Consider the following 19,051-nt stretch of genomic DNA (forward strand, 5'->3'; position numbering starts at 1 on the left):
ATTGTGGGCTTTTACAACAACGTTCGCTTGCATTCTGCCCTGGGCAATCTGCCACCCAGTGTCTATGAGCAAAAAATGGCAGAAAAAGAACCTATCCCAGTGTCCGAAAATACTTGACCACTACACCTGAAGGTATAACGGCCTCTGCGAAACTCTAACTTATCTGACAGTTTGCGTCAGGTCAAGTCTGAGCTAGTACAGATTAGGCGCGGCGTAATGTGTATTTTTCTGCCCACTGGATGACATCCTTGGCCTTGTATAGCGGGTGGCCATGATGATGAAATCGCTGCTATCAGGGTTGCTAACGCTAATCCTGTTCGGCTGCGCATCTCCGACAGTATCTATCGTGGATTTGCCAGCGCCACCAAAGCCCAAAGCGCCGGAAGCGGTGATGCGGCCCTTGCCGGAACCCTTGCACTTCCAGATGTGCTTGAAAGAAATCTTCAAAACTTGATCCAGGAGGCCGACACAGTCGTTCATCCGTAGCAACGGCTTGGATAAATAGCCCATCAGGCGAGTGCAGACGTCTGCACAAACCATAAGAATAGAGGCCGGTGCGAGTTGATCTTCTAACCTGCATCGGCCTCATTCCATTGAAATCACATAGGAATTAATTTGATTTGTCAAAATGCCATTGCATTGGAATTTTTGTGTCGTGGCAATCGTTACATACAAAATTGCCGACCCCGGTGATAAAGGTTATTTCCCGATTCAATTCAACAATTTTCATCGTTGAAAGTCCCCCAACAGCATGCTCTAAGCTGCTCGCCATTTTTACGTCTTTGAGGTTGTAGTTAATTTCTGCTTGGCCGATAGTTGCGGGAATTACCATCGTTCCTGTGTCGCCGTCGATTTCAATCCTAGCCACCACATTGGGTGCAATAGTCTCAGAAATCAGCACCTCTTTGTGACCACATCCGACAAGTGCGATTGTGCCAGCGACACACAGAATTTTAAGAATTTTCATTTTTTTGTTCACTTCACACATTGATTGAAATTTATCCCAATGTTTCCAAGGGGAATCATTGGTTATAATCTAACATTTTTTATTTGTAAGTGCCTGCCTATGCTTATTAAAGATGCCAAAAAGAGACAACAATAAGCTTGCCAATATTAACCTATTAGGTTAATATTGAACTCATGGAAAAGAACACACCTCACTGTAAATTACACATCGTCAAAGCGCTTATCGCTGACGGTAAAATACGTGCTACCGTTAGTGCAGTTGTTGGCGCTGATGCTCTTGGCCTTAACTTGGATGGCATGATTGCTGTAGTCAATGCATTGACATCGAAAGATTTCTACAAAAGCATGACAACACACAGCGATCATAAAGTTTGGCAAGATGTGTATCGTCCGAAAACATCAGCAGGTAGTGTGTACCTGAAGCTGACAGTAGTCGATGATGTCTTGGTGGTGAGTTTTAAGGAGCTATGAAAATGAAATGTCCAATTTGCGGGGGTAACAATCTGCAGCACGATACCCGTGATATACCCCACATTTACAAGAATGAACAGACGGTAATAAAGGCAATCACTGGGGATTTTTGCTCTGATTGTGGAGAGGTTATATTAGCGGGCGACGATATGGTGCGCTTTGGCGAGGAGATATCAGCATTCTCAAAGCGAGTTAACGCAAGCATTGTTGATCCTGGTTTTATCGTGGCAGTACGCAAGAAGCTGGCCTTGAATCAGCACCAGGCGGGCGAGATATTTGGCGGTGGCGTGAATGCCTTTTCGCGCTACGAGAGCGGGAAAGCATTGCCACCGGTTGCCCTGGTCAAGCTGTTAAAGCTGCTTGATCATCATCCTGATCTGCTGGAAGAAATTAAGGCTTAGTGGCAAGGCCGGAATCGAAAGACAAATTGCAAGTTTTTGAAATTTAAAAATCAACTACGCATAATTTGCGCATTTGTATTTTAAGTCATTGATTTTAAAAGAGTCATAAGTCCGGCCTGGGGCACCATCCACTACATATGCAATTATATAGAAAAGTGGTGCTGTCCTCGATATCACGACGCCGGTACGCCTTAGCAAATTGCTGAACCAAAGGCACCCAGCCTACGCAACCGCAATCACCTCAATCTCCAACAACCATGCTTCATCGTAGATACCCGCAATAAGAATGGTCATTGCCGGTGGTACTGCGTTCTTGCCAAGCACCTCAGCCCGCACTTCGTAAGCATCCTGGATATAGTGTCGGTCGGACAGGAAGATCGTCATCTTCGCGATGTTGTTGAGGGACATGTCTGCTGCCACAAGCTGTCTTTCGACATTGGCCCAGGCCAGGCGGCATTGGTCTTTGAAATCTTTTGGGACGGTACCGTCGCTCGCTTCTGGCACTTGGCCACTAATGAAGAGTATGCGTGAAGGGTTCGATACTTCGTGGCCGTGCGCCCAGCCAGTTTTTGAAGGATTGATGGCACGTCTGGTCATGCTGGATGCTCCGTAGGTTGAAGATGATTGTATAGCGGCGACAAACGCTGCAGTACTGATGCAGAAGCTGCGTCTTTCCAAAATCGTATTCCTTCCAAGTTTTACAGTGTAGGGGTTGGCCTGCCTTTACTTCAATGCTTTCTCAATCTTAGCAGTTTTGGTATGCTGCTCTGCAGGGTATTAAACTGGCGGGAGAAAGCCTAGCGCCTTTACGCAAAAAATCGACCACCACCGGAGTAAGCATAGTGTCACAAATCGTACGCGTAGCAATTGATGAAGATATCCCACAACTGGTCTGGCCGCCATGTTGCCCTAAGTGCGGGGCTACAGGCAAGCTGTATAAAACGACCAGCCGGGTAGGGCGGGTGAAATCCTTACGGCCAAATCTGTTGGGCGGCATGACCATGAAGAGTGATGTCTTGTATCTGGCCTTTCCCGGATGTGATAAGCATGCTCAACAAACTGGTTTGGCTAACGTCATCCTTGAGAAAAGTCCGTTGATGCATTTGATTCGTCTGATGATGTATATGGCAGCATTTTTTGTCTTGCCCCTGATCATGCGCCCCAAAGCTTTTATTGCCGATTTAAGCTGGTATTCTTTGGTACCTGTTTTTGGCGTATTGGGAATCGCCAGCATTGTCTGGGCCAGAAGAGTCAGTAGCGTCTGGCCGGTGCGGTTTGATCCGGATATGGATGTGATTATCATACGGTTTCTTGATGAAGATTATGCCGTGAAATTCCGGCTGGCAAATCGCCAAGCGACCAGCAACGACCTGACTGATGCACCGCCCTGGTATCAACGTGCGTTGATCTGGAAAGTGCTGGTTATCTGTCTTCTTATTGCATTCATGTCGAAGCTGGTTTTTCGCTGAAACTGTGCCGACTTTGCCAATTGTGACATAGCTGGCGATTTTCTCATCGCACAGCTATGTCTGGCTGCGGGTATGCCATCAATTCCCGTCACGGGCTTACGATAGCCACACTTGATGGTGTCGTCAAAGGTCGCGCCTGCAATGGTCTGGCGTTGGAAACACCGTTCAACAATGTGAGGCTGTTGGCGATGGAGTTCCAGTCTGCGGAATGAATTCGCACCGGTTCCCGTAGCACAAAAAAGAATACCGGTGTATCGCAGGTGGGGGTGGTCAGTGATCCGTAATACTGGAATTGTGGCTGTGTAGTGAAGGGAAAAATCAGGCTGCCCAGTTGGAAATGTTTGATCGGCAAGGTTGGATTGCCTGCCATGCTTTCTGCCACTGGTTGTAGCACCGAATAGGGGCCACCAGTTTCTGGCCCTATCGCAAATTGCACTGCAAATACGGCATCGACCTTCCTATTGTTGATGGCACCACTGCCAACGCCGCTGGCTTTGACATGCATCTCCAGCATGGATATGGGTTGCCTGACGATGGCGTGTTCGGCAGGGACGTGGAAATGGAATTCTTGCAGCGTGAATGTCATCGTCCCTGCACCTCCCCAGTTGGAAGAAACGATGGTCAGTGGTCTGCCGCCTTGGGGGTTGACCGCAAAGGCGTAGTTGTTATGGTCATCTTTGCGCACAAGGTTTACAGCAAACCTGGGGTCGCTCAAATTGGTGGGGACTGTCCAGCCACTGCCGCTATTGGCCGTTGTCGGGTCCAACACAATTGGCGACTGGTTCGGTATGCTGTCTGCGCATTTGAGGCAGTCGGTGGCCACCCAGTTGTTGGTCGTTCCCAATAGTTCAGGGTATTTCCAGTTGCGACATTGTTTCTGATAATTTTCTGCGACAACGCTGGTGGGCATGGACATTCTTTTTTGTAAATCCATGCCTGCTGCAGACATCGGCATCGTCATCGACTGTTTAGGCGATTCTGGCTGGTTACTTGCACAGCCTCCTATACCGAATAACAAAATCAGCATCAGTGTCAAATGCCGGGGGTTTACTTGTTGTCGCCTATTCGTAAACATGAGCGCCCTCTTTCTTCAATGGAAGTTGGGTCAAATACAAACTGGAAAAAAACACGACAGGTTCGGGAATTGCAAGCGCAAGGCTTCTATAAGCAAACAGGGTGATTGTGTAACTCGTCATCAAATGTGTTGTTTTTGCAATATAGATTATCAAGACAAATATTGCAAAAAAATTATTGTTTTGATGCCGTTTCGCGTCAAGCGGTTTTGGATAATTGCCGTTTGCTTGCCATGGATAGCAATGCCAGTGACGCTAATGTGCAGGCTGACGGTGATTTTGGTGGCATGACGCAGCGCACAATTTTGTATAAACACCCCACATAAATTGCTTGACGGCTATGGTCTAAGTGATATCTACTTCTGTGTCTTTCCGATAATAAATAAGCGGTAAAGATGTCTGGCCACTGGTGCCAGGTGTAGGGTGTTGATGTGCACGCTTGGGTGCAGACACTGCGCGCTTGGCCCTGATGTATTGATAGTCGCGCGCCTCTATTTCCCACATGTATTGTTGCTCAGGATATGGGGTCATTTCTAACATCGTTAAAAGGAGTTTGAAATTGAATAAGCTATTAGTTGCCTTGTTTTTGGTTTCCCAGTCTTTATGCGTCATGGCGAGTGAGCAGAGCAGTTGTAAGGCTGCTGCTGGAACCTTGCTCACTGGTACCGTTGTGAGTGCGCCGAAATTTGCTGCAGCAACACAAACCTTGAAAGGGGTAGGGCTGTCGCATACCCATGTACAGGTCCGTGTAGACCAGGACGGTCAAACCTATGATGTAGCGATGGACAATGTCTATGCTGTCGATTACGTTAAAAATGCCAAATCCATCCCCAAATCTTTGGCTGCCATTAAAGTCAACGACAGGCTGGAAATGTGTGGTGAACCCTACACCAGTGGCGTAGGCATACATTGGGTGCATTCAAATTGTAATGCCGTGCCTAAAACCACAGCACCTGATGGCTGGGTCAAAACCATTGCTGCCAGTGGTGCGTTGAGTAGCAATCTGGAGCGCAGCCAGACTTATTGTTATCTCTGGAATTAAGCGGCTTTCATTGGGAATTGGACTGGCAGCTTGTCAGTCCAACTTCTGCTGCACAACTCCAGCAGCCCAATGTCTGCGGTCCAACATTGATAGCTCAATTTTGCGGTTTATTTTTTGCATGATTTTTGCGCGATTTGCGTTCCTGCATTGAGTGCCTCGGCAAAATCTGTTTCTGTCATTTGTTCACCAAAGCGTTTCTTGAATTGTTCAGCGCTCAGTTGATGCCCGCGTGCTGCGGCCTCTGCCACGCTATAGGTCATGGACAATTTCATGTCATGCTCAAGGACTTCGCTGGCGTCATAGGCAGTGGCTAGCAGACCCATTGCAAAGGGTTCACATTGTCCTGCGGCGTCTTTTAAATAATTGACGGCGTCTTCTTTCCATTTTTTGACGACCGGGTCATCACGATTTTCTGTCAAGTCTATGGTTTTGCCGGTGGGGCCTTCCATATAAAAATCGATCTTTGCATCCGCATTGCCAGCATTGGCTGCCAGCGTCAAAAACCGCATGCGTTCTTGTAATTGCGTTGGTGTGATATTTGCACACAGCTTTCGCAGTGTTTCACGCTCGCGCAAGAATTGCGCATGTTCCGCGGGGTTTTGATATTCGGCGCCAGGTTCGTCATTGTTTGCGCAGACTGACTCTGCCTGATATACCTTGTAGGCTGCGTTGGCATCCCCCGTGCGTGCTGCAGCTATCCATTGCGCGATATATTCCTGGGCATTCTTTCCTCCAAAATCAATCACTCTGCCATTTCGTCCCATGACAAGCAAGGCTTGCGATTGTGTGTCCTGGCTTTGTACACGCGGTAAGGGTCTTGCAGTGCCGTGAGCAAACGGGGAATCGCCCCAGTTTGCTGAGCGAGCTGATATGTTTTTGTCTGTAGCGTTTGCAGGTGCCGTCGAGCTAGCCGTTTCATTCAGGCTAAGCCAGGTGAAGTAGGCAGCAGTTACAAGAATAAGGCAGGCAACTGAAATGCTGGCAGCGCGAACAATAGTGGTCACAGGTTTTGGGATGAATAAAGAATTTATTTTAGTGTAGCAAAGATAAGGGCATTCACGTCAATGACATTACAGATATTCCGCTTCCCCGTTTCAAATGGTGGAATCTGACATTGACCTGTAGGTGTTAAGTTTTTATAGGCTTGGGCTGGCGTAAGTTCGATTGTCTTCTCCTTTAGCACTGCCGGTTGTTTGCCGGGCTTTACTTGGAAACCAGCGTGCCCGCATCTGCATGAATGGGGTCTCCACCAGGCGATACAGTAACCAACCACCCAATATTCCGGCAGCGGTCACCAGAATGATAGTCAGTGGCGCATTTGCGTCAATTTGCCGTTTGGCCAGTTCTGCACCAATCAGCATGAACACGGGTTTGTGTACCAGGTAAACGGCATACGACCACAGCGCCAGTTGACCTGCGCCTGGCACGCGTAGGCGATAAAGGTAGCTGTTGGGGCTGAGTGCAGCCAGGGTGAGGATGGCGAAGCTGATGGCTAGTAATGAAAAGCCCAAAGCGTTGACGATTAGCAGTTTGTTGGTGTCGTCACTGTTGATGCAATACAAGACACCGCAGGTGGCAAGCAGGCCGGTGATTAGCAATGCCTGGCCATGCCGCATCAGTCGGTCATAGAAACCCGCATGAAAATTCTTGAGCATGGCAATGGCGACGCCGGGCAGCAATTCATCAAAGCGCCCAAAGGTGGAATAGTAAACTTGCGCATCAAACGCAGGATGACCATGTAAGAATGCTGTACCGCCAGCAGGATGACTAGGTAAGAATGCCATACCCCGAAACAGCATGCCGCCTCCTATCGCCGCAATGAGCAGGCACCAGGCCAGCCAGGGCGGACTTTTTAGTCGTAGCAGGACGAGGCTGATGAGCGGCAGGATCAGGTAAAACTGTTCTTCTATGCACAGCGACCAGGAATGGGTAAATGTCTGCCCATATTCCAGCCCTATGTTTTGTGTGAATGTAAGGAATTGCCAAAGAGATGAAGTACTGCGCCCGGATAGCGCCGCCGGAAAAATAAAGTATGCCGCCAACACCACATAGTAATTGGGCAGGGTGCGCAGCAGGCGTCGGGCAAAAAAGTTCTTTAGCGATAGCGGCTCGCCATTAGCGATGCCAGACATGATCTGATTGCCTATCAGGTAGCCGCTCAGTACAAAAAATAAATCCACACCTGCCCAGCCTATATCGCCGACGAAACCAAAGGTCTGGTGTTTGCTGACAAAGCCACAGTAGTGTGACATCAATACCAGCAATATGGCTATTGCCCGCAGGGTATCCAGGCCATTCAATCTTTTGGGATGCATCAAGTTGTTGTCAATAAGTTGTTAGAACACAATCCTGACGAGCAGGGATTTTTTTGCTGTACATGTTGCCCTGATACCTTTGGAGGCCTGCATGGCCGACATGGTCTAGAGGCCTACAAGGCGTTGCTTGTTTTAAGGGAAGGCAAATCCACCAATAGAAATTCCTTCAGGTGCAATAATACCAACGGCTGCGGTAGGTGGATTTTGGGTGCCAATAGTGCTGGCCTGATTGATGATGTAAGCCTTGGTGTATGCGCCGATATATAACCTGTCATTCTGCGGGTCAAAAGTCACAAATTGCGTATTGTCACTATTGTTGTCCACTGTGGTGAATCGTAAGCGACCCAGGGTAACCTTGCCGCTGGCTGTGCTGGCGCCGTTGACAACGGTCAAGCCCGCAGAAGTATTGACGCTGTATAACCTGTCTCTTGCTTCATCAAGCGCGATATCTGTGTCGTAAGTGGTCACAGAAAAAAAGCGGCTATATTTGATTCTTCCGTTTGCTGTATCGATGTTGGGATAGACAAATATCATTCCGTTCAGACTGAGATAAAGCAATGAACGGCTGGAGTCGATGGTGAAGTATTCAATAGATTGGTTGATGGTCGATTGATTGATCGCGTCGGTAGTAATAGTCAAATTGATGACCCTATCCGGTTTGACATTGCCATTGAGTGAACTGGCGTGATTGAACACCAGCAAGGCATCGCTGCAGCCTAAGCCACAAAGTAGGGGAATAGACGACGCAATGACATACAGCGTGTCATTTTTCTTATCAAGATAAAATTTTCCGAGAGAAGTCGTAATGTTGTAGCCGACAGGCGTAATATTCCGGCTTGGGGTGCTGTTGGCGCTCATGGTACTGGCATTGCCAAAAGCGATGACGCGACCTGTGCTGGTTGGGTTACTGCTGTCAAGTGAAATGGCATACAGTTGATCGGTTTTGGCGTCATAAGAGATGGTTGGATATATCCAATGCATCCCTGAAATAACGTCGCCAGAAAATGACGTGCCGGGTGCGGGGTTTAAGGTCGCGAATTTACCTATGGCTCCATGAGCAATATCAGTTGCAAAAAGAAGATTTCGGGACGTGCTGCCTGCACCGCCTGTACTTGTGCCGCTTGATGTGCCAGATGTGCCTGGCGAGCCGGAAGAACCACCGCCACCGCAGGAAATCAAACTCAGTGCCAGAACGACAGGAAGGAAAATTTTTGTGATACTTGTTGATGGACTCGTTGATGGGCGCATTGTTATTTGGTTTTTGGTTAAAGTGGTTTTGATGTCATCTGGCTGCAGTACTTGGCCACAGAATAGATACGCTTGTCCAGTTTAATGGAAGTGCGAATTTCTATTCAAGCGACTTGCAAGCGCAATAGTATTTCTTATAACGTCATGAAACACAAGCTTGGGCTGCTTTAGCTTGCCTCCGAATGGGGTGAAAATTTTCATGCAACGACAGGTGGCATCGAGGGGGAGACAATACAGTGCCTGTCTGAGTAAACTCCCTCAGAATTTTTCTAACGAAACTTGATAAGGAAAAACAGTACGGCGAAGCAGATCACACCGAATATGACGGATGATCTTACGTCGCGAGTTTCTCCTGGCCAGCGGGTTTTCTTTGGATCGGTGCTTACATATTCAATATCTACCTGCTGACGGTTTTGAAATTTGCCCAGGATATCTTTGGGCAGTTTTTTTGTCACGGTGATTTTTTGATTGTCTGCTGTGGTGAAGTTGATGTCAGCCTCGTTGGTAACAGACACATCAGAAATATGTCCACGCTTTTTCTTGGTATGCACAGTTTGCGAGTAGTTATTTATTTGCTCGGTTTGTGCTGTGAGGCCATGGTTTTTGAACGCGCGATTTTCGGTATAACCGGTAATACTTTCGAAGCAGGTAAAAATCAATAAAGCGAAAAGAATAAATTTGAATAAAAATCCCTTAAACATGTGAATCTGTCCTTGTTATGGTTGATGCGGTGCTGTTATTTTGTGGTGAATGTCACAAGCACGCAGGCATTGCTTTTATTCTTATTGGTGCCAGGATTGGTGGGGAATGAATTTATTGGATTTAGTGAGACTAATAAATAGGTAATTTGTAAATATAATGCAATAAAATGCGAAACATAAGCAAGAATTTATTCGGGCGGCTCTTACTACATGCTAAAAAAACTCTTCCCCTTCATCAATAATGCGACGACGCGCTGGTATGCGGCGCTGACTTTGCTATTGGTGCTGGCGATGGCGGTGGAGTTGTTTGGGCTGCATGGGCTGGCCACGACAGAGTCGCGATTGGGGGATGTGTATCTGCGGCACCACGCGCCAGGCTATAAGGCAGATGCGGATATTGTGGTGGTGGATATCGACGATGCCAGCATGTTGGGCATGCAGAAAATTGCCGGCCTGTGGGCCTGGAAAAGGGAGATACACGGGTTTTTGCTGGAATCCCTGGCGACGTTGGAACCACGTGCGGTCGTATTTGATCTGAATTTTCATGAGCGCGATCAGGAAAAACCCTTGAGTGATGCTTTTCTGTCACAGCAAATCCAGCAATTGCCACACACTTATATTGAAGTCTTGCAGCTCAAACCATCTGCGTTTGTTGCTGATGTCGCTTTGCAGGAAGTAAGGGATGTCTTTGCCATTAAGCAGGCCGGCAGCAAGGGTGCGCGGGCCACGCTGCAATTACCTTATGCCATTGATCGCAAGGCCTGGCGGCTGGGTCTGGTCAACAGCATTGAAGATGCCGATGGCGTGGTGCGCCGCTATCATCTGCATATCGATGTGAATGGCTGGAAAATACCCTCCCTGCCCGCGAGGGTTGTGGGGGATATCAATGGCCACCTGCCGGCCGGTAAAGACTTCCAGTTGTTCTGGCCGGAAAAAGGCCACCAACGCTATGCTTATGCCGACCTGTTCAAGAAACTGACTGAAGAAATGCCTGACCTGTCACCCGCCGCCCTGGCAGAGTTGAAGCAGCGCTTCCAGAATAAAATCATCGTCATCGGTTCGTCGGCAGCGGGGGCCTTTGATCATCACCTGACGCCGCTTGACGCTGGGTACCCGGGTGTGGATATTCTGGCGGTAGCGATCGATAATTTAAAAAATGGCCGCAGCATCCGTGATGTGGCAGCCATCTGGCCGTTTACAATCGGCGTATGCCTGATTGTTGGTTTGGTATTCGCCTTCAGGCGTCGCGTCAATCCAGTCCTGACTGGCAGCCTGTTGCTGGTGGCAACGGTACTGGCCTTGCTGCTGGCAGACAATATGATCAACCATCACCTGATGTTGCCCTTGGCTACGCCGCTGGTGTTTGCCTGGGCCTGGTTTTTGTCTGCTGCCATTGCCGGGTTTTTGCGTGAACGCCGTACGCGTGACAGGACGGTATCGCTGTTTGGCCGCTTCCTGAACCCTGAGGTCGTGCGAAAAATTGTGGACCACGGTGAAACTGTAGAAAGTTTATCCGGGCAAACGCGGCAGATATCGGTACTGTTTTCTGATATACGTGGCTTTACCAGCTTGTCTGAAAGCAAGTCTCCGGATGAAGTGGTGAAACTGCTCAACCGTTATTTTGAACATCAGGTCGAGGTGGTCTGGCGTCATCGCGGCACGCTGGACAAGTTTATCGGTGACTGCATCATGGCTTTCTGGGGCGCGCCGCTGGATGATGCCGAACATGCGAGGCATGCAGTTGCCGCAGCCATGGAAATGCAGGCCAACCTGCTGGCTTTCCGGCAGGAATTGCTGGCAGACGGATCTGACCTGCTTGACTTCGATGTCGGCATCGGTGTACACACGGGGTCTGCTGTGGTAGGCTTTATTGGTGCCAAACGCAAGCTGGATTACACTGCAATTGGCGATACCGTCAATCTTGCCAGCCGGGTAGAAGGCTTGACCAAAGGTGTTGCGCGGGTGCTTGTTACCAGGGAAACGGTGCAGGCCTGTGCCCAGTCAAAGTCCGATTTTGATTTCGATTTTGAGTTGCGCGGGGCTTTTGCCGTCAAAGGCCGGGTCGCAGAAGTTGAATTGTATGAGCCTATAAGGAAAAGTGCATGAGAATCCCGATTTTAATCATCAGCATGCTGCTGGCTGGCAGTGCCAGTGCCGAAAGCGCTTACACCCAGCGCAGCACGGATTTGCGCGACAAGGCGCAATTTGACTCTGCTACCCTGACCACCCTGTCTAACCAGACCAAGGTCGACGTATTGCAACGCAGCGGCGGCTGGGCACAGGTGAAAACTGCCAATGGCCAATCTGGCTGGGTAAAACTGCTGGACCTGCGCATGGAAGCCACCGCTGGCACTAGCAGCGCGGCACCATCAAGTGGTGGTAGCTTGCTGGGTTCACTGGCGACGTCAGGCCGCACTTCCAATACCGGCACCGTGGGTACAGGTGTCAAGGGTCTGGACAAGGAAGACCTGAAACGCGCATCGCCGAATTATGCTGAGCTACAGAAAATGCAAAAATTTGCAGTCGACAAAAACAGTGCCCAGGCATTCGCCCAGCGTTCAAAACTGGTGGCAAGCAATGTTGACTATGCTGGCCAGGATGCGGCTGGTAAGCGGGAGGGCAATTAAGATGCGCACACTACAAAAATTTGCGGTGGCATGCCTTGCTCTGGCACTGTCAGGTTCGGCGACCGCGCAGTTTGATTTCTTAAATAAGGCAATGGATGCTGCTAAAAGCAAAATGGGTCCCGCTGGTAACCTGCTCGACAAGGCCAAGCCTATTATCGACAGCATGGGGATTGATGAGCCGAAAGAAATAGAAATCGGTAATACCTTTGCGGCTTCCTTGTTGGGAGCGAAGCCTTTGTTAAATGACCCAGCCTTGCATCGCTATGTGAATACACTGGGGCGTTGGTTGGCATTGCAAACCGAGCGTCCTGATTTGCCGTGGACGTTTGGTGTATTGGATGATGATGGATTCAATGCTTTTGCGACACCAGGAGGAAATATTTTTGTCACCAAGGGTTTGCTTGCACGTATGCGCAATGAATCTGAATTGGCAGGGGTCTTATCCCATGAAATAGCTCATGTGATTCGTAAGCATTATGTGAAGGCACTTCAAATTAGTGCTCTTGCAGGTGGGAGTGTTGAAATATTCACAGAACGCTGGAATAAAGGGCCAGCCGAATTCAGACCATATATTGCGGGCTTTGTTAAAGACGTTTATTCCAAAGGTCTCGACAAAAGTGATGAATACGAAGCTGATCGTATTGGTGTCGTGATTGCAGCCCGTGCCGGTTTTGATCCTTACGGTCTGCCGGGTGTTTTGCAGACGCTGCAATCTCAAAACCCGCGGGATGGTGGTTTTACCTTGCTGTTTGAAACCCATCCCACCCCAACAGACCGCCTGGACAGTCTGAGCAAGGTAATGAATGGCCGTTTCGATTCCAATAATGGCTCAGTTGGCAAATCTTTTGCTGAACGTTCTAAAGAGTTCAGTCGCTAAATCTGATGCACTAAAAGCGACCTGGTTTGTTGTATGCATCAAGCAAAACGCCCATATTGATGGGCGTTTTGCATTGCGGACGGTACTGGCAAGCGGTTCAGATGTTGGCCTGACGCACTCGCCTGGACAATTCTTCCGCGCTTTCCTTGCGTTCACTATAGCGGTCTACCAGATAGGGTGCGACATCGCGGGTCAGCAGGGTGAACTTCATCAATTCTTCCATGACATCGACCAGGCGATCATAGTAGGACGATGGTTTCATTCTGCCAGCATCATCAAATTCCAGGAAAGCCTTGGCGACCGATGACTGATTGGGGATGGTGATCATGCGCATCCAGCGCCCCAGTATGCGTAACTGGTTGACGGCGTTGAAGGATTGCGATCCGCCCGACACTTCCATGACTGCCAGGGTTTTTCCCTGCGTCGGTCTGACGGAGCCAACCGAAAGCGGAATCCAGTCTATCTGTGCCTTCATGATGCCGGTCATGGCACCATGGCGTTCGGGCGAACACCAGACCATGCCTTCGGCCCATGTTGCCAGTTCACGCAGTTCCCTGACCTTGGGGTGGTCCTCTGGTGCACCATCCGGCAGCGGCAGACCCTGTGGATCAAACACTTTGACCTCGCCACCCATGGCGGTCAGCAGGCGTGCGGCTTCCAGTGTCAATAGCTTGCTGTAAGAACGTACCCTTAAAGAACCATACAATAGTAAAAAGCGCGGTGCATGGCTGGCAGGGTTTGTTGCATGCAGACGGCTCTGGTCTGGCTGCTGAAACAGCTCATGTTTCAGGTTGGGCAAATCAGATAAGGAATCAAACACGGCGACCCTCCGCATCTATTACTTTTTCGCCATCTTCCTTGGTAAATTCTTTCAACTGAGGCAGCGGCAGGATATCCAGTACCGCTTCTGACGGGCGACAGAGTTTGACGCCCAATGGGGTGACCACAATCGGGCGGTTGATGAGTAGAGGATGGGCCAGCATGGCGGTGATCAGCGCATCATCTGACAAGGCATCGTTGTCCAGGCCAAGTTCCAGATAGGGCGTGCCTTTTTGACGTATCAGGTCGCGTACGGGTATCGCCATGGCCGTGATCAGCGCTTGCAGTTTTTCTTTGGATGGTGGGGTTTTCAGGTATTCAATGATGTCTGGCTCAATGCCAGTGTTGCGTATCAATGCCAGGGTATTGCGCGAGGTGCCGCATTGCGGGTTGTGATAAATGGTGATATTCATGGCGATGGCTTTGTTGGTGAGGAGTTAGCTGACGACTGTGTCTGTTTGTCTGGTTTCGGATACAGCCAGTCAAACAGCACAGTCGCAGCGGCGGCACCCAGCAATTGGGCGATGATGAAACCCGGCGCATCCACCGGTCGTATGCCAGCAAAAGTATTGCTGGCAGCGCGTGCCAGTGTGACCGCAGGATTGGCAAACGAAGTGGATGCCGTGAACCAGTAAGCTGCCGTGATATAGGCAGCCACGGCAAATGGCGTAACCGCTGGTCGGCTGCGGCTGCAACTGATGATCACGGCGATCAGCCCAAACGTGGCAATGAATTCACTCCACCATTGAGGCATGCCGGTACGCACGTGTTGCGAGGCAAAAAACAGCGGCAGGTCAAACATCAGGTGGGCCACGGCGACGCCGATAAAAGCGCCACAGACCTGCATGAAGATATAGGGTAATACCTCCGATACCGGCATATTTTTTTGCCAGGCTTCAGACAGGCTGACCACGGGGTTGAAGTGGGCACCAGAAATGCTGCCAAACATCAATATCAGGGCAATCAGACCGGCACCGGTGGCAAGCGCATTGGCAAGCAGGGCAATGGCGAGATTGCCGCCCGCCAGTCTTTCGGCCATGATGCCGGACCCGACTACAACGGCCAGCAACAGCGCCGTGCCCAGGCCTTCAGAAATATAACGTCTTGCTTTTGTCATGTTGGTGGCTAAAGGGTAGTGAGTTTTATGCAGGTGTTTTCTTGCCCACCTTTGCTGGCTTGCATGCAGACAGGGGAGTGCAGGGATTGCCGCCGCAGCAGTTGTCAGTCAAAAAACCCAGCAGATTATTCATGGTCGTAAAATTGGCTGCGTAAATCATGAAGCGCCCATCCTGTTTAACGCTGATCATGTTGGCGTGACTTAATTCCTTCAGATGAAAGGACAGCGAGGATGGAGCAATATTCAATGCTTCGCTGATTTTGCTGGCGATCATGCCTTCTGGTCCGACCTGGACCAGCAGGCGAAAAATCGCCAACCGTGATTCTTGCGCTATTGCTGCCAACGCTGAAATAGCTGCCATGGTTTCCATAAGTGTTCATTGTATTGATTCGATATTTCAATTATATTCGAAATATCGAAATGATCAAGATTTGGTTTTGCAAAGTTGATGGCAGGCCCTGGGATCAGGGGCCTGCTATTGGATGTAGTTTAAGGATGAGGATTGATACAGTAAGCCGAAGCTCAGATAGCTGGCGCGGCATGCAGGCGTATGCTGCCATCATAAGAACAGCTCAGATAGTTGCCGTTGTCACGCACCAGAATATCGGTGACAAAGTTCTCGTGGCTGCTGGTGCTTACCGGCATGCCGCTATGGACATCCCACACCTTTACACACTTGTCTTCGCCGCTGCTGGCCAATAAGTCGGTAGACAAAAAGCGTATGCTGCGCACGGCAGCCTGATGTGCCTGCCACTGGCGGGTGATGGTGGGGTGTGCTGAAGAGCCGGTTAATCCGGACCATGCAGTCAGCCTGCCATGGATGTCACCTGTCACCAGGCTGTCGCCGTCGGGTGAAACGGCAAGGCAACGCAATGCGACCTCACCTGGCAGGGCGGCAATGCATTGCTGTTGCTGGATGTCCCACAGGCGCACCGTGCCGTCTTCGGATGCACTGGCCAGCCAGGTGTCAGACCAAGTGCATATTGTCCATACCCAGCCTGTGTGCCCATGCAGGCTGGCCACATGTCTGGCATCATCGGTCCAGAGTTTGATGCTGTGGTCAGCCGAGCAGGTGGCCAGGCCAGACGCTGGCAGCGTGCAGATACCGAGCACGGCAGCATCATGCGCATGCACGGCTTTCTCGCAATGGCCGGTTTCCAGATCCCACAAACGCAAGCTGCGGTCGCGTGATACTGATGCAAGTTGTTGCCGCCCGCTGACAGTCAGGCCCAGCACGGATTGGGTGTGTCCCCGCATTACATTCACCGGACTACCGTCGTCTTGCCAGATGCGTATGCTGGTATCTCTGCCCGCACTGGCAATGCGACCCTGTGGCAGCTTCGCCATGGCCCAGACATAGCCCTGATGCGCCGGCGTGAATGCAGTTGTTGCTTCTGGTGGCAGTGCAGGTTGCTGCTGGCGATACATCAGGTCGCTGCGCATGATGTGTTTCACGCCCTGGGTCACGACTTCGCCTGCGTGCCACAGGCTGTGGTCAAACAGGATCAGGCTGCCAGCCCTGGGTTTGACGCGCCCCAGTATGCCTGTTTCAGCAAAAGTGGATTCTGGCCCGGCATCAAAGAACACTGTATCGCCACCACAAAAATCGGCTTCATCACTGAGGTAAATCATGAATGTCAGCCTGGATTGGTAGCCGGTATGGCGAAAGTGCACACCATCCTGATGAATGTTGAATTGCTGTTGCGGACGATAACGGCAAAAGCGCAGGCGTTCATTGATGCCGTGTAATTGCCAATCTTCCACAGTGCGGATGGCGGCTGCCTGATCATTGTTTTGCAGGCGGGTGGTCAGGCGCTGGAAAAGACGAGCCGCCAGTAAAGGATTGTCCACCACCAGCCTGTCGTTGTTGCGGTAAGACGGCGGGTAATCGGTTTCTGCGCTTTGGAAGCCAGTGTTTTCGGCCAGGGATATGTAGTGCTGGCATTCTTCTGCCGACAAAAAATCATGGATGAGCATGCAAAAGCCAGCTTCTCGGGGCAGGGGGAATTCAAACGCTAAGTGCTCGCCAGGTTTGGCGATGCCCTTGATACCCTTACTGATGTTTTCTGTCATGGAGGCTGTGACTGGGTGTTGTTTCTCTTGCATTGCAGGCATGATGCTTTCCTTTAAATAGGTTGGTCAACCAACTTAAAATAAAGAATACGCCAGCTTTGAATGAAAACCAAGTAAAATTTGGTTGTTCGACCAAAATTAATGATGTCTCATATTGGCAGCTCATATTGGTATCTCATATTGATTTGCCCGTTTGCCACTGAAAAAGATGTCGGGAACATCAGTATTTTATGGCCTGCGCCATGCATGAAGAAAGAGACCAGAATGTCAAGAAAATCAAATACAGAACAGCGTCGCCAGGAAATCGTGTTTGCCCTCTTGTCCGTGATGGCAGAGCAGGGCTATGAGAAGGCGACCATACTGGCCATCGCCAAAAAGGCAGAACTGGCACCGGGCCTGATTCACTATCATTTCAAAAGCAAGCGTGAAATCCTGATTGCGCTGGTGAAGTTTCTGGCCAACCTGTCGCGTGAACGCTATGAGGTGTTGTCCGCTAGTGCCAACACGTCGCAAGAAAAGCTGACGGCCTATGTGCAGGCCAGGTTGTCTAAAGGGGAGGGGGCCATGCCAGAGGCGGTGTCTGCCTGGGTGGTGATTGGCGCTGAAGCCGTCAGGCAGTCTGAAGTGCGGGCCGTGTTTCAAGCAGCCATTGCTGCTGAATTGGCATTGATACAGGCTTTATTGACGGCGTGTCTGCAAGATCAGCACAAGCGCACTGACGGCGTGGCGGGGCTGGCAGCAGGATTGCTGGCTTTTATGGAGGGGGCGTTTCAGTTAGCCAGTGCAGCAGGGGATATTATGCCTCAGGGCTATGCAGCGACTACTGCCAGGGCATTCATAGAAAATAGTCTGGCGGCGCAGGCCTCAGTCTGAATCATCTTAAAATTGATGATGGAACGAGTGCGCAAGACGGCTACTCTTTCCAGCCATTCTTCATCATATTGAACAAAGTATGCAAGGAGGCTTTGGGGTTCTCTGCATCTTTCGAACGATGAAACGCATCCAGAATAAAGTGGGCCAGGGCTTCGGCTTCTGCTTTCTCTAATTTATTTTTTGTTTCTTGCTGTAGTGCGACAGCCAGTGATTTTTCATAACGCATCCAGATTTGTTTGGCATAGGCATGTAAATCTGGTGTGGAATAAACCATCTTTCTGAAGGCATCTACTTCTTTTTTCTTGTACGTGTCAAAAGCCATATAGCTTGAGAAATGCTGAAGCAGGGCATCCAGTATGGATACGCCTTCTTTTCTGTCAGTAACGGCAGCGATCAATCTTGCTTCCCGCTCTGCTTCCTCATCAAATACCAGGGTCTCTTTGGTAGGGAAGTATTTGAATAGCGTAGGCACAGATACTTCTGCCAGTCTGGCAATTTCTGCTGTTGTGACTTCGTCATAGCCTTTTTCCATGAAAAGCCTGGTCGCCAGATCAGAAATCATTTTCCTGGTTTTTGCTTTCTTTAGTTCCCGCAGTCCCATCAAAGACCCCTAATGCTGTTTTTATCATTTGTAGGACTTACGCAAAACCGCCCTGGCTGGGTTGCAGCTCCTGCATTTACTAAGACCTTGTACTAAAATACTGTCGTCGTCGCTGACGGTGTAGTCGGGGTTTCAGGCAATATGTTGCCTGCCGACGTAACGAACCTCCCCTGCAAGGGAGGTTTCTTAAAGCGATAGCCTTGCCAGGACGATTTTGCGTAAGTCCTAATTTGTTACATTCTAACATATTCCTTAGAAGCTATTCGAGATCTTATTGTAAACAAAAAGAATATTGCGTAAACTTGGGTGATGAGAAAAACCTACCCAAGCGATATCAGTCGAGAACAGTTTGCGAAGATAGAAGATCTTCTGCTGAGC

The 19,051-nt window shown here is 49.8% G+C and carries 23 protein-coding genes; 9 read left to right on the forward strand and 14 right to left on the reverse strand.

Features of this window, described 5'->3' with window-relative positions:
* Positions 1–192: 192 nt before the first annotated feature.
* Positions 193–510 carry a hypothetical protein gene (locus tag ACO0LM_RS28145; protein ID WP_423042179.1) on the reverse strand — a complete coding sequence of 106 codons (318 nt, stop codon included), beginning with the start codon at positions 508–510 and terminating at the stop codon, positions 193–195.
* Positions 511–610: 100 nt separating this feature from the next.
* Positions 611–967, reverse strand: coding sequence for a hypothetical protein (locus ACO0LM_RS28150; RefSeq protein WP_423042181.1), 357 nt, complete (start codon positions 965–967; stop codon positions 611–613).
* 173 nt (positions 968–1,140) lie between these two features.
* On the opposite strand from ACO0LM_RS28150, the gene ACO0LM_RS28155 reads away from it, so the two are divergent.
* Entirely contained in the window at positions 1,141–1,437 is a 297-nt protein-coding gene (locus tag ACO0LM_RS28155; protein ID WP_423042183.1) for a type II toxin-antitoxin system MqsR family toxin, read from the forward strand.
* Between the two features lie 2 nt (positions 1,438–1,439).
* Positions 1,440–1,838 carry a type II TA system antitoxin MqsA family protein gene (locus ACO0LM_RS28160; RefSeq protein WP_423042185.1) on the forward strand — a complete coding sequence of 133 codons (399 nt, stop codon included), beginning with the start codon at positions 1,440–1,442 and terminating at the stop codon, positions 1,836–1,838.
* Between the two features lie 222 nt (positions 1,839–2,060).
* Here ACO0LM_RS28160 and ACO0LM_RS28165 read toward each other — a convergent pair whose 3' ends face one another.
* Positions 2,061–2,435 carry a RidA family protein gene (locus ACO0LM_RS28165; RefSeq protein ID WP_423042187.1) on the reverse strand — a complete coding sequence of 125 codons (375 nt, stop codon included), beginning with the start codon at positions 2,433–2,435 and terminating at the stop codon, positions 2,061–2,063.
* 245 nt (positions 2,436–2,680) lie between these two features.
* Here ACO0LM_RS28165 and ACO0LM_RS28170 point away from each other — a divergent pair, with 245 nt between their 5' ends.
* Positions 2,681–3,307, forward strand: coding sequence for a hypothetical protein (locus ACO0LM_RS28170; RefSeq protein WP_423042189.1), 627 nt, complete (start codon positions 2,681–2,683; stop codon positions 3,305–3,307).
* Positions 3,308–3,395: 88 nt separating this feature from the next.
* On the opposite strand, the gene ACO0LM_RS28175 is transcribed toward ACO0LM_RS28170, so the two are convergent.
* The gene (locus ACO0LM_RS28175) at positions 3,396–4,217 is read right to left on the reverse strand and encodes a carbonic anhydrase family protein (protein WP_423042191.1); all 822 of its coding nucleotides are present in this window, start codon (positions 4,215–4,217) and stop codon (positions 3,396–3,398) included.
* Between ACO0LM_RS28175 and ACO0LM_RS28180 the strand changes: the two genes are divergently transcribed.
* Positions 4,216–4,671 carry a hypothetical protein gene (locus tag ACO0LM_RS28180; protein WP_423042193.1) on the forward strand — a complete coding sequence of 152 codons (456 nt, stop codon included), beginning with the start codon at positions 4,216–4,218 and terminating at the stop codon, positions 4,669–4,671. The genes ACO0LM_RS28175 and ACO0LM_RS28180 overlap by 2 nt on opposite strands.
* 268 nt (positions 4,672–4,939) lie before the next feature.
* The gene (locus ACO0LM_RS28185; protein WP_423042195.1) at positions 4,940–5,422 is read left to right on the forward strand and encodes a hypothetical protein; all 483 of its coding nucleotides are present in this window, start codon (positions 4,940–4,942) and stop codon (positions 5,420–5,422) included.
* Between the two features lie 107 nt (positions 5,423–5,529).
* Here ACO0LM_RS28185 and ACO0LM_RS28190 read toward each other — a convergent pair whose 3' ends face one another.
* The 4 genes from ACO0LM_RS28190 to ACO0LM_RS28205 form a co-directional block, all read right to left on the reverse strand.
* Positions 5,530–6,186, reverse strand: a complete 657-nt coding sequence (locus ACO0LM_RS28190; RefSeq protein WP_423042197.1) for a hypothetical protein — start codon at positions 6,184–6,186, stop codon at positions 5,530–5,532.
* Positions 6,187–6,558: 372 nt separating this feature from the next.
* Positions 6,559–7,737, reverse strand: a complete 1,179-nt coding sequence (locus ACO0LM_RS28195) for an acyltransferase family protein (RefSeq protein ID WP_423042223.1) — start codon at positions 7,735–7,737, stop codon at positions 6,559–6,561.
* A 132-nt stretch (positions 7,738–7,869) separates the two neighbouring features.
* The gene (locus ACO0LM_RS28200) at positions 7,870–8,985 is read right to left on the reverse strand and encodes a hypothetical protein (protein WP_423042199.1); all 1,116 of its coding nucleotides are present in this window, start codon (positions 8,983–8,985) and stop codon (positions 7,870–7,872) included.
* A gap of 269 nt (positions 8,986–9,254) precedes the next feature.
* On the reverse strand, positions 9,255–9,686 hold the full coding sequence (locus tag ACO0LM_RS28205; protein WP_423042201.1) for a hypothetical protein: 432 nt from the start codon (positions 9,684–9,686) through the stop codon (positions 9,255–9,257).
* 210 nt (positions 9,687–9,896) lie between these two features.
* Between ACO0LM_RS28205 and ACO0LM_RS28210 the strand changes: the two genes are divergently transcribed.
* Genes ACO0LM_RS28210 through ACO0LM_RS28220 form a run of 3 tightly spaced genes read left to right on the forward strand, consistent with a single transcriptional unit; the run spans position 9,897 to position 13,190 of the window.
* Positions 9,897–11,792: a CHASE2 domain-containing protein gene (locus ACO0LM_RS28210; protein WP_423042203.1), complete on the forward strand. Its 1,896-nt coding sequence runs from the start codon at positions 9,897–9,899 to the stop codon at positions 11,790–11,792.
* A complete protein-coding gene (locus tag ACO0LM_RS28215; protein WP_423042205.1) occupies positions 11,789–12,313 on the forward strand; it encodes an SH3 domain-containing protein in 525 nt (174 codons plus the stop codon). The genes ACO0LM_RS28210 and ACO0LM_RS28215 overlap by 4 nt, the downstream gene beginning before the upstream one ends.
* Before the next feature lies 1 nt (position 12,314).
* Positions 12,315–13,190, forward strand: a complete 876-nt coding sequence (locus ACO0LM_RS28220) for a M48 family metallopeptidase (RefSeq protein WP_423042207.1) — start codon at positions 12,315–12,317, stop codon at positions 13,188–13,190.
* Positions 13,191–13,287: 97 nt separating this feature from the next.
* Here ACO0LM_RS28220 and arsH read toward each other — a convergent pair whose 3' ends face one another.
* The 5 genes from arsH to ACO0LM_RS28245 form a co-directional block, all read right to left on the reverse strand.
* Entirely contained in the window at positions 13,288–14,025 is a 738-nt protein-coding gene (gene arsH, locus ACO0LM_RS28225; protein WP_423042209.1) for an arsenical resistance protein ArsH, read from the reverse strand.
* A complete protein-coding gene (gene arsC, locus ACO0LM_RS28230; RefSeq protein ID WP_423042211.1) occupies positions 14,003–14,422 on the reverse strand; it encodes an arsenate reductase (glutaredoxin) in 420 nt (139 codons plus the stop codon). The genes arsH and arsC overlap by 23 nt, the downstream gene beginning before the upstream one ends.
* Positions 14,419–15,126: an MIP/aquaporin family protein gene (locus ACO0LM_RS28235; protein ID WP_423042213.1), complete on the reverse strand. Its 708-nt coding sequence runs from the start codon at positions 15,124–15,126 to the stop codon at positions 14,419–14,421. The genes arsC and ACO0LM_RS28235 overlap by 4 nt, the downstream gene beginning before the upstream one ends.
* A 25-nt stretch (positions 15,127–15,151) precedes the next feature.
* Positions 15,152–15,496, reverse strand: coding sequence for an ArsR/SmtB family transcription factor (locus ACO0LM_RS28240; protein WP_423042215.1), 345 nt, complete (start codon positions 15,494–15,496; stop codon positions 15,152–15,154).
* Between the two features lie 152 nt (positions 15,497–15,648).
* The gene (locus tag ACO0LM_RS28245) at positions 15,649–17,241 is read right to left on the reverse strand and encodes a 2OG-Fe(II) oxygenase (RefSeq protein ID WP_423042217.1); all 1,593 of its coding nucleotides are present in this window, start codon (positions 17,239–17,241) and stop codon (positions 15,649–15,651) included.
* A 222-nt stretch (positions 17,242–17,463) separates the two neighbouring features.
* On the opposite strand from ACO0LM_RS28245, the gene ACO0LM_RS28250 reads away from it, so the two are divergent.
* Positions 17,464–18,072, forward strand: a complete 609-nt coding sequence (locus tag ACO0LM_RS28250) for a TetR/AcrR family transcriptional regulator (RefSeq protein WP_423042219.1) — start codon at positions 17,464–17,466, stop codon at positions 18,070–18,072.
* Between the two features lie 40 nt (positions 18,073–18,112).
* Here the strand turns inward: ACO0LM_RS28250 and ACO0LM_RS28255 are convergent, their stop codons facing one another.
* On the reverse strand, positions 18,113–18,673 hold the full coding sequence (locus ACO0LM_RS28255) for a TetR/AcrR family transcriptional regulator (RefSeq protein ID WP_423042221.1): 561 nt from the start codon (positions 18,671–18,673) through the stop codon (positions 18,113–18,115).
* Positions 18,674–19,051 lie beyond the last annotated feature (378 nt).

It is taken from the genome of Undibacterium sp. Di26W (assembly GCF_049340265.1).
Taxonomy (GTDB): Bacteria; Pseudomonadota; Gammaproteobacteria; order Burkholderiales; family Burkholderiaceae_D; genus Undibacterium.

Bases quoted from the DNA above. Each gene is read 5' to 3' on its own strand.
- ACO0LM_RS28205 (WP_423042201.1), bottom strand. From the start codon at position 9,686: ATGTTTAAGGGATTTTTATTCAAATTTATTCTTTTCGCTTTATTGATT.
- ACO0LM_RS28175 (WP_423042191.1), bottom strand. From the start codon at position 4,217: ATGCCCACCAGCGTTGTCGCAGAAAATTATCAGAAACAATGTCGCAAC.
- ACO0LM_RS28245 (WP_423042217.1), bottom strand. From the start codon at position 17,241: ATGCCTGCAATGCAAGAGAAACAACACCCAGTCACAGCCTCCATGACA.
- ACO0LM_RS28180 (WP_423042193.1), top strand. From the start codon at position 4,216: ATGGACATTCTTTTTTGTAAATCCATGCCTGCTGCAGACATCGGCATC.
- ACO0LM_RS28210 (WP_423042203.1), top strand. From the start codon at position 9,897: ATGCTAAAAAAACTCTTCCCCTTCATCAATAATGCGACGACGCGCTGG.
- ACO0LM_RS28235 (WP_423042213.1), bottom strand. From the start codon at position 15,126: ATGACAAAAGCAAGACGTTATATTTCTGAAGGCCTGGGCACGGCGCTG.
- ACO0LM_RS28150 (WP_423042181.1), bottom strand. From the start codon at position 967: ATGAAAATTCTTAAAATTCTGTGTGTCGCTGGCACAATCGCACTTGTC.
- ACO0LM_RS28155 (WP_423042183.1), top strand. From the start codon at position 1,141: ATGGAAAAGAACACACCTCACTGTAAATTACACATCGTCAAAGCGCTT.
- ACO0LM_RS28220 (WP_423042207.1), top strand. From the start codon at position 12,315: ATGCGCACACTACAAAAATTTGCGGTGGCATGCCTTGCTCTGGCACTG.
- ACO0LM_RS28190 (WP_423042197.1), bottom strand. From the start codon at position 6,186: ATGGGACGAAATGGCAGAGTGATTGATTTTGGAGGAAAGAATGCCCAG.
- arsC (WP_423042211.1), bottom strand. From the start codon at position 14,422: ATGAATATCACCATTTATCACAACCCGCAATGCGGCACCTCGCGCAAT.
- arsH (WP_423042209.1), bottom strand. From the start codon at position 14,025: ATGCGGAGGGTCGCCGTGTTTGATTCCTTATCTGATTTGCCCAACCTG.
- ACO0LM_RS28215 (WP_423042205.1), top strand. From the start codon at position 11,789: ATGAGAATCCCGATTTTAATCATCAGCATGCTGCTGGCTGGCAGTGCC.
- ACO0LM_RS28145 (WP_423042179.1), bottom strand. From the start codon at position 510: ATGGGCTATTTATCCAAGCCGTTGCTACGGATGAACGACTGTGTCGGC.
- ACO0LM_RS28195 (WP_423042223.1), bottom strand. From the start codon at position 7,737: ATGCATCCCAAAAGATTGAATGGCCTGGATACCCTGCGGGCAATAGCC.
- ACO0LM_RS28250 (WP_423042219.1), top strand. From the start codon at position 17,464: ATGTCAAGAAAATCAAATACAGAACAGCGTCGCCAGGAAATCGTGTTT.
- ACO0LM_RS28255 (WP_423042221.1), bottom strand. From the start codon at position 18,673: ATGGGACTGCGGGAACTAAAGAAAGCAAAAACCAGGAAAATGATTTCT.
- ACO0LM_RS28240 (WP_423042215.1), bottom strand. From the start codon at position 15,496: ATGGAAACCATGGCAGCTATTTCAGCGTTGGCAGCAATAGCGCAAGAA.
- ACO0LM_RS28165 (WP_423042187.1), bottom strand. From the start codon at position 2,435: ATGACCAGACGTGCCATCAATCCTTCAAAAACTGGCTGGGCGCACGGC.
- ACO0LM_RS28200 (WP_423042199.1), bottom strand. From the start codon at position 8,985: ATGCGCCCATCAACGAGTCCATCAACAAGTATCACAAAAATTTTCCTT.
- ACO0LM_RS28160 (WP_423042185.1), top strand. From the start codon at position 1,440: ATGAAATGTCCAATTTGCGGGGGTAACAATCTGCAGCACGATACCCGT.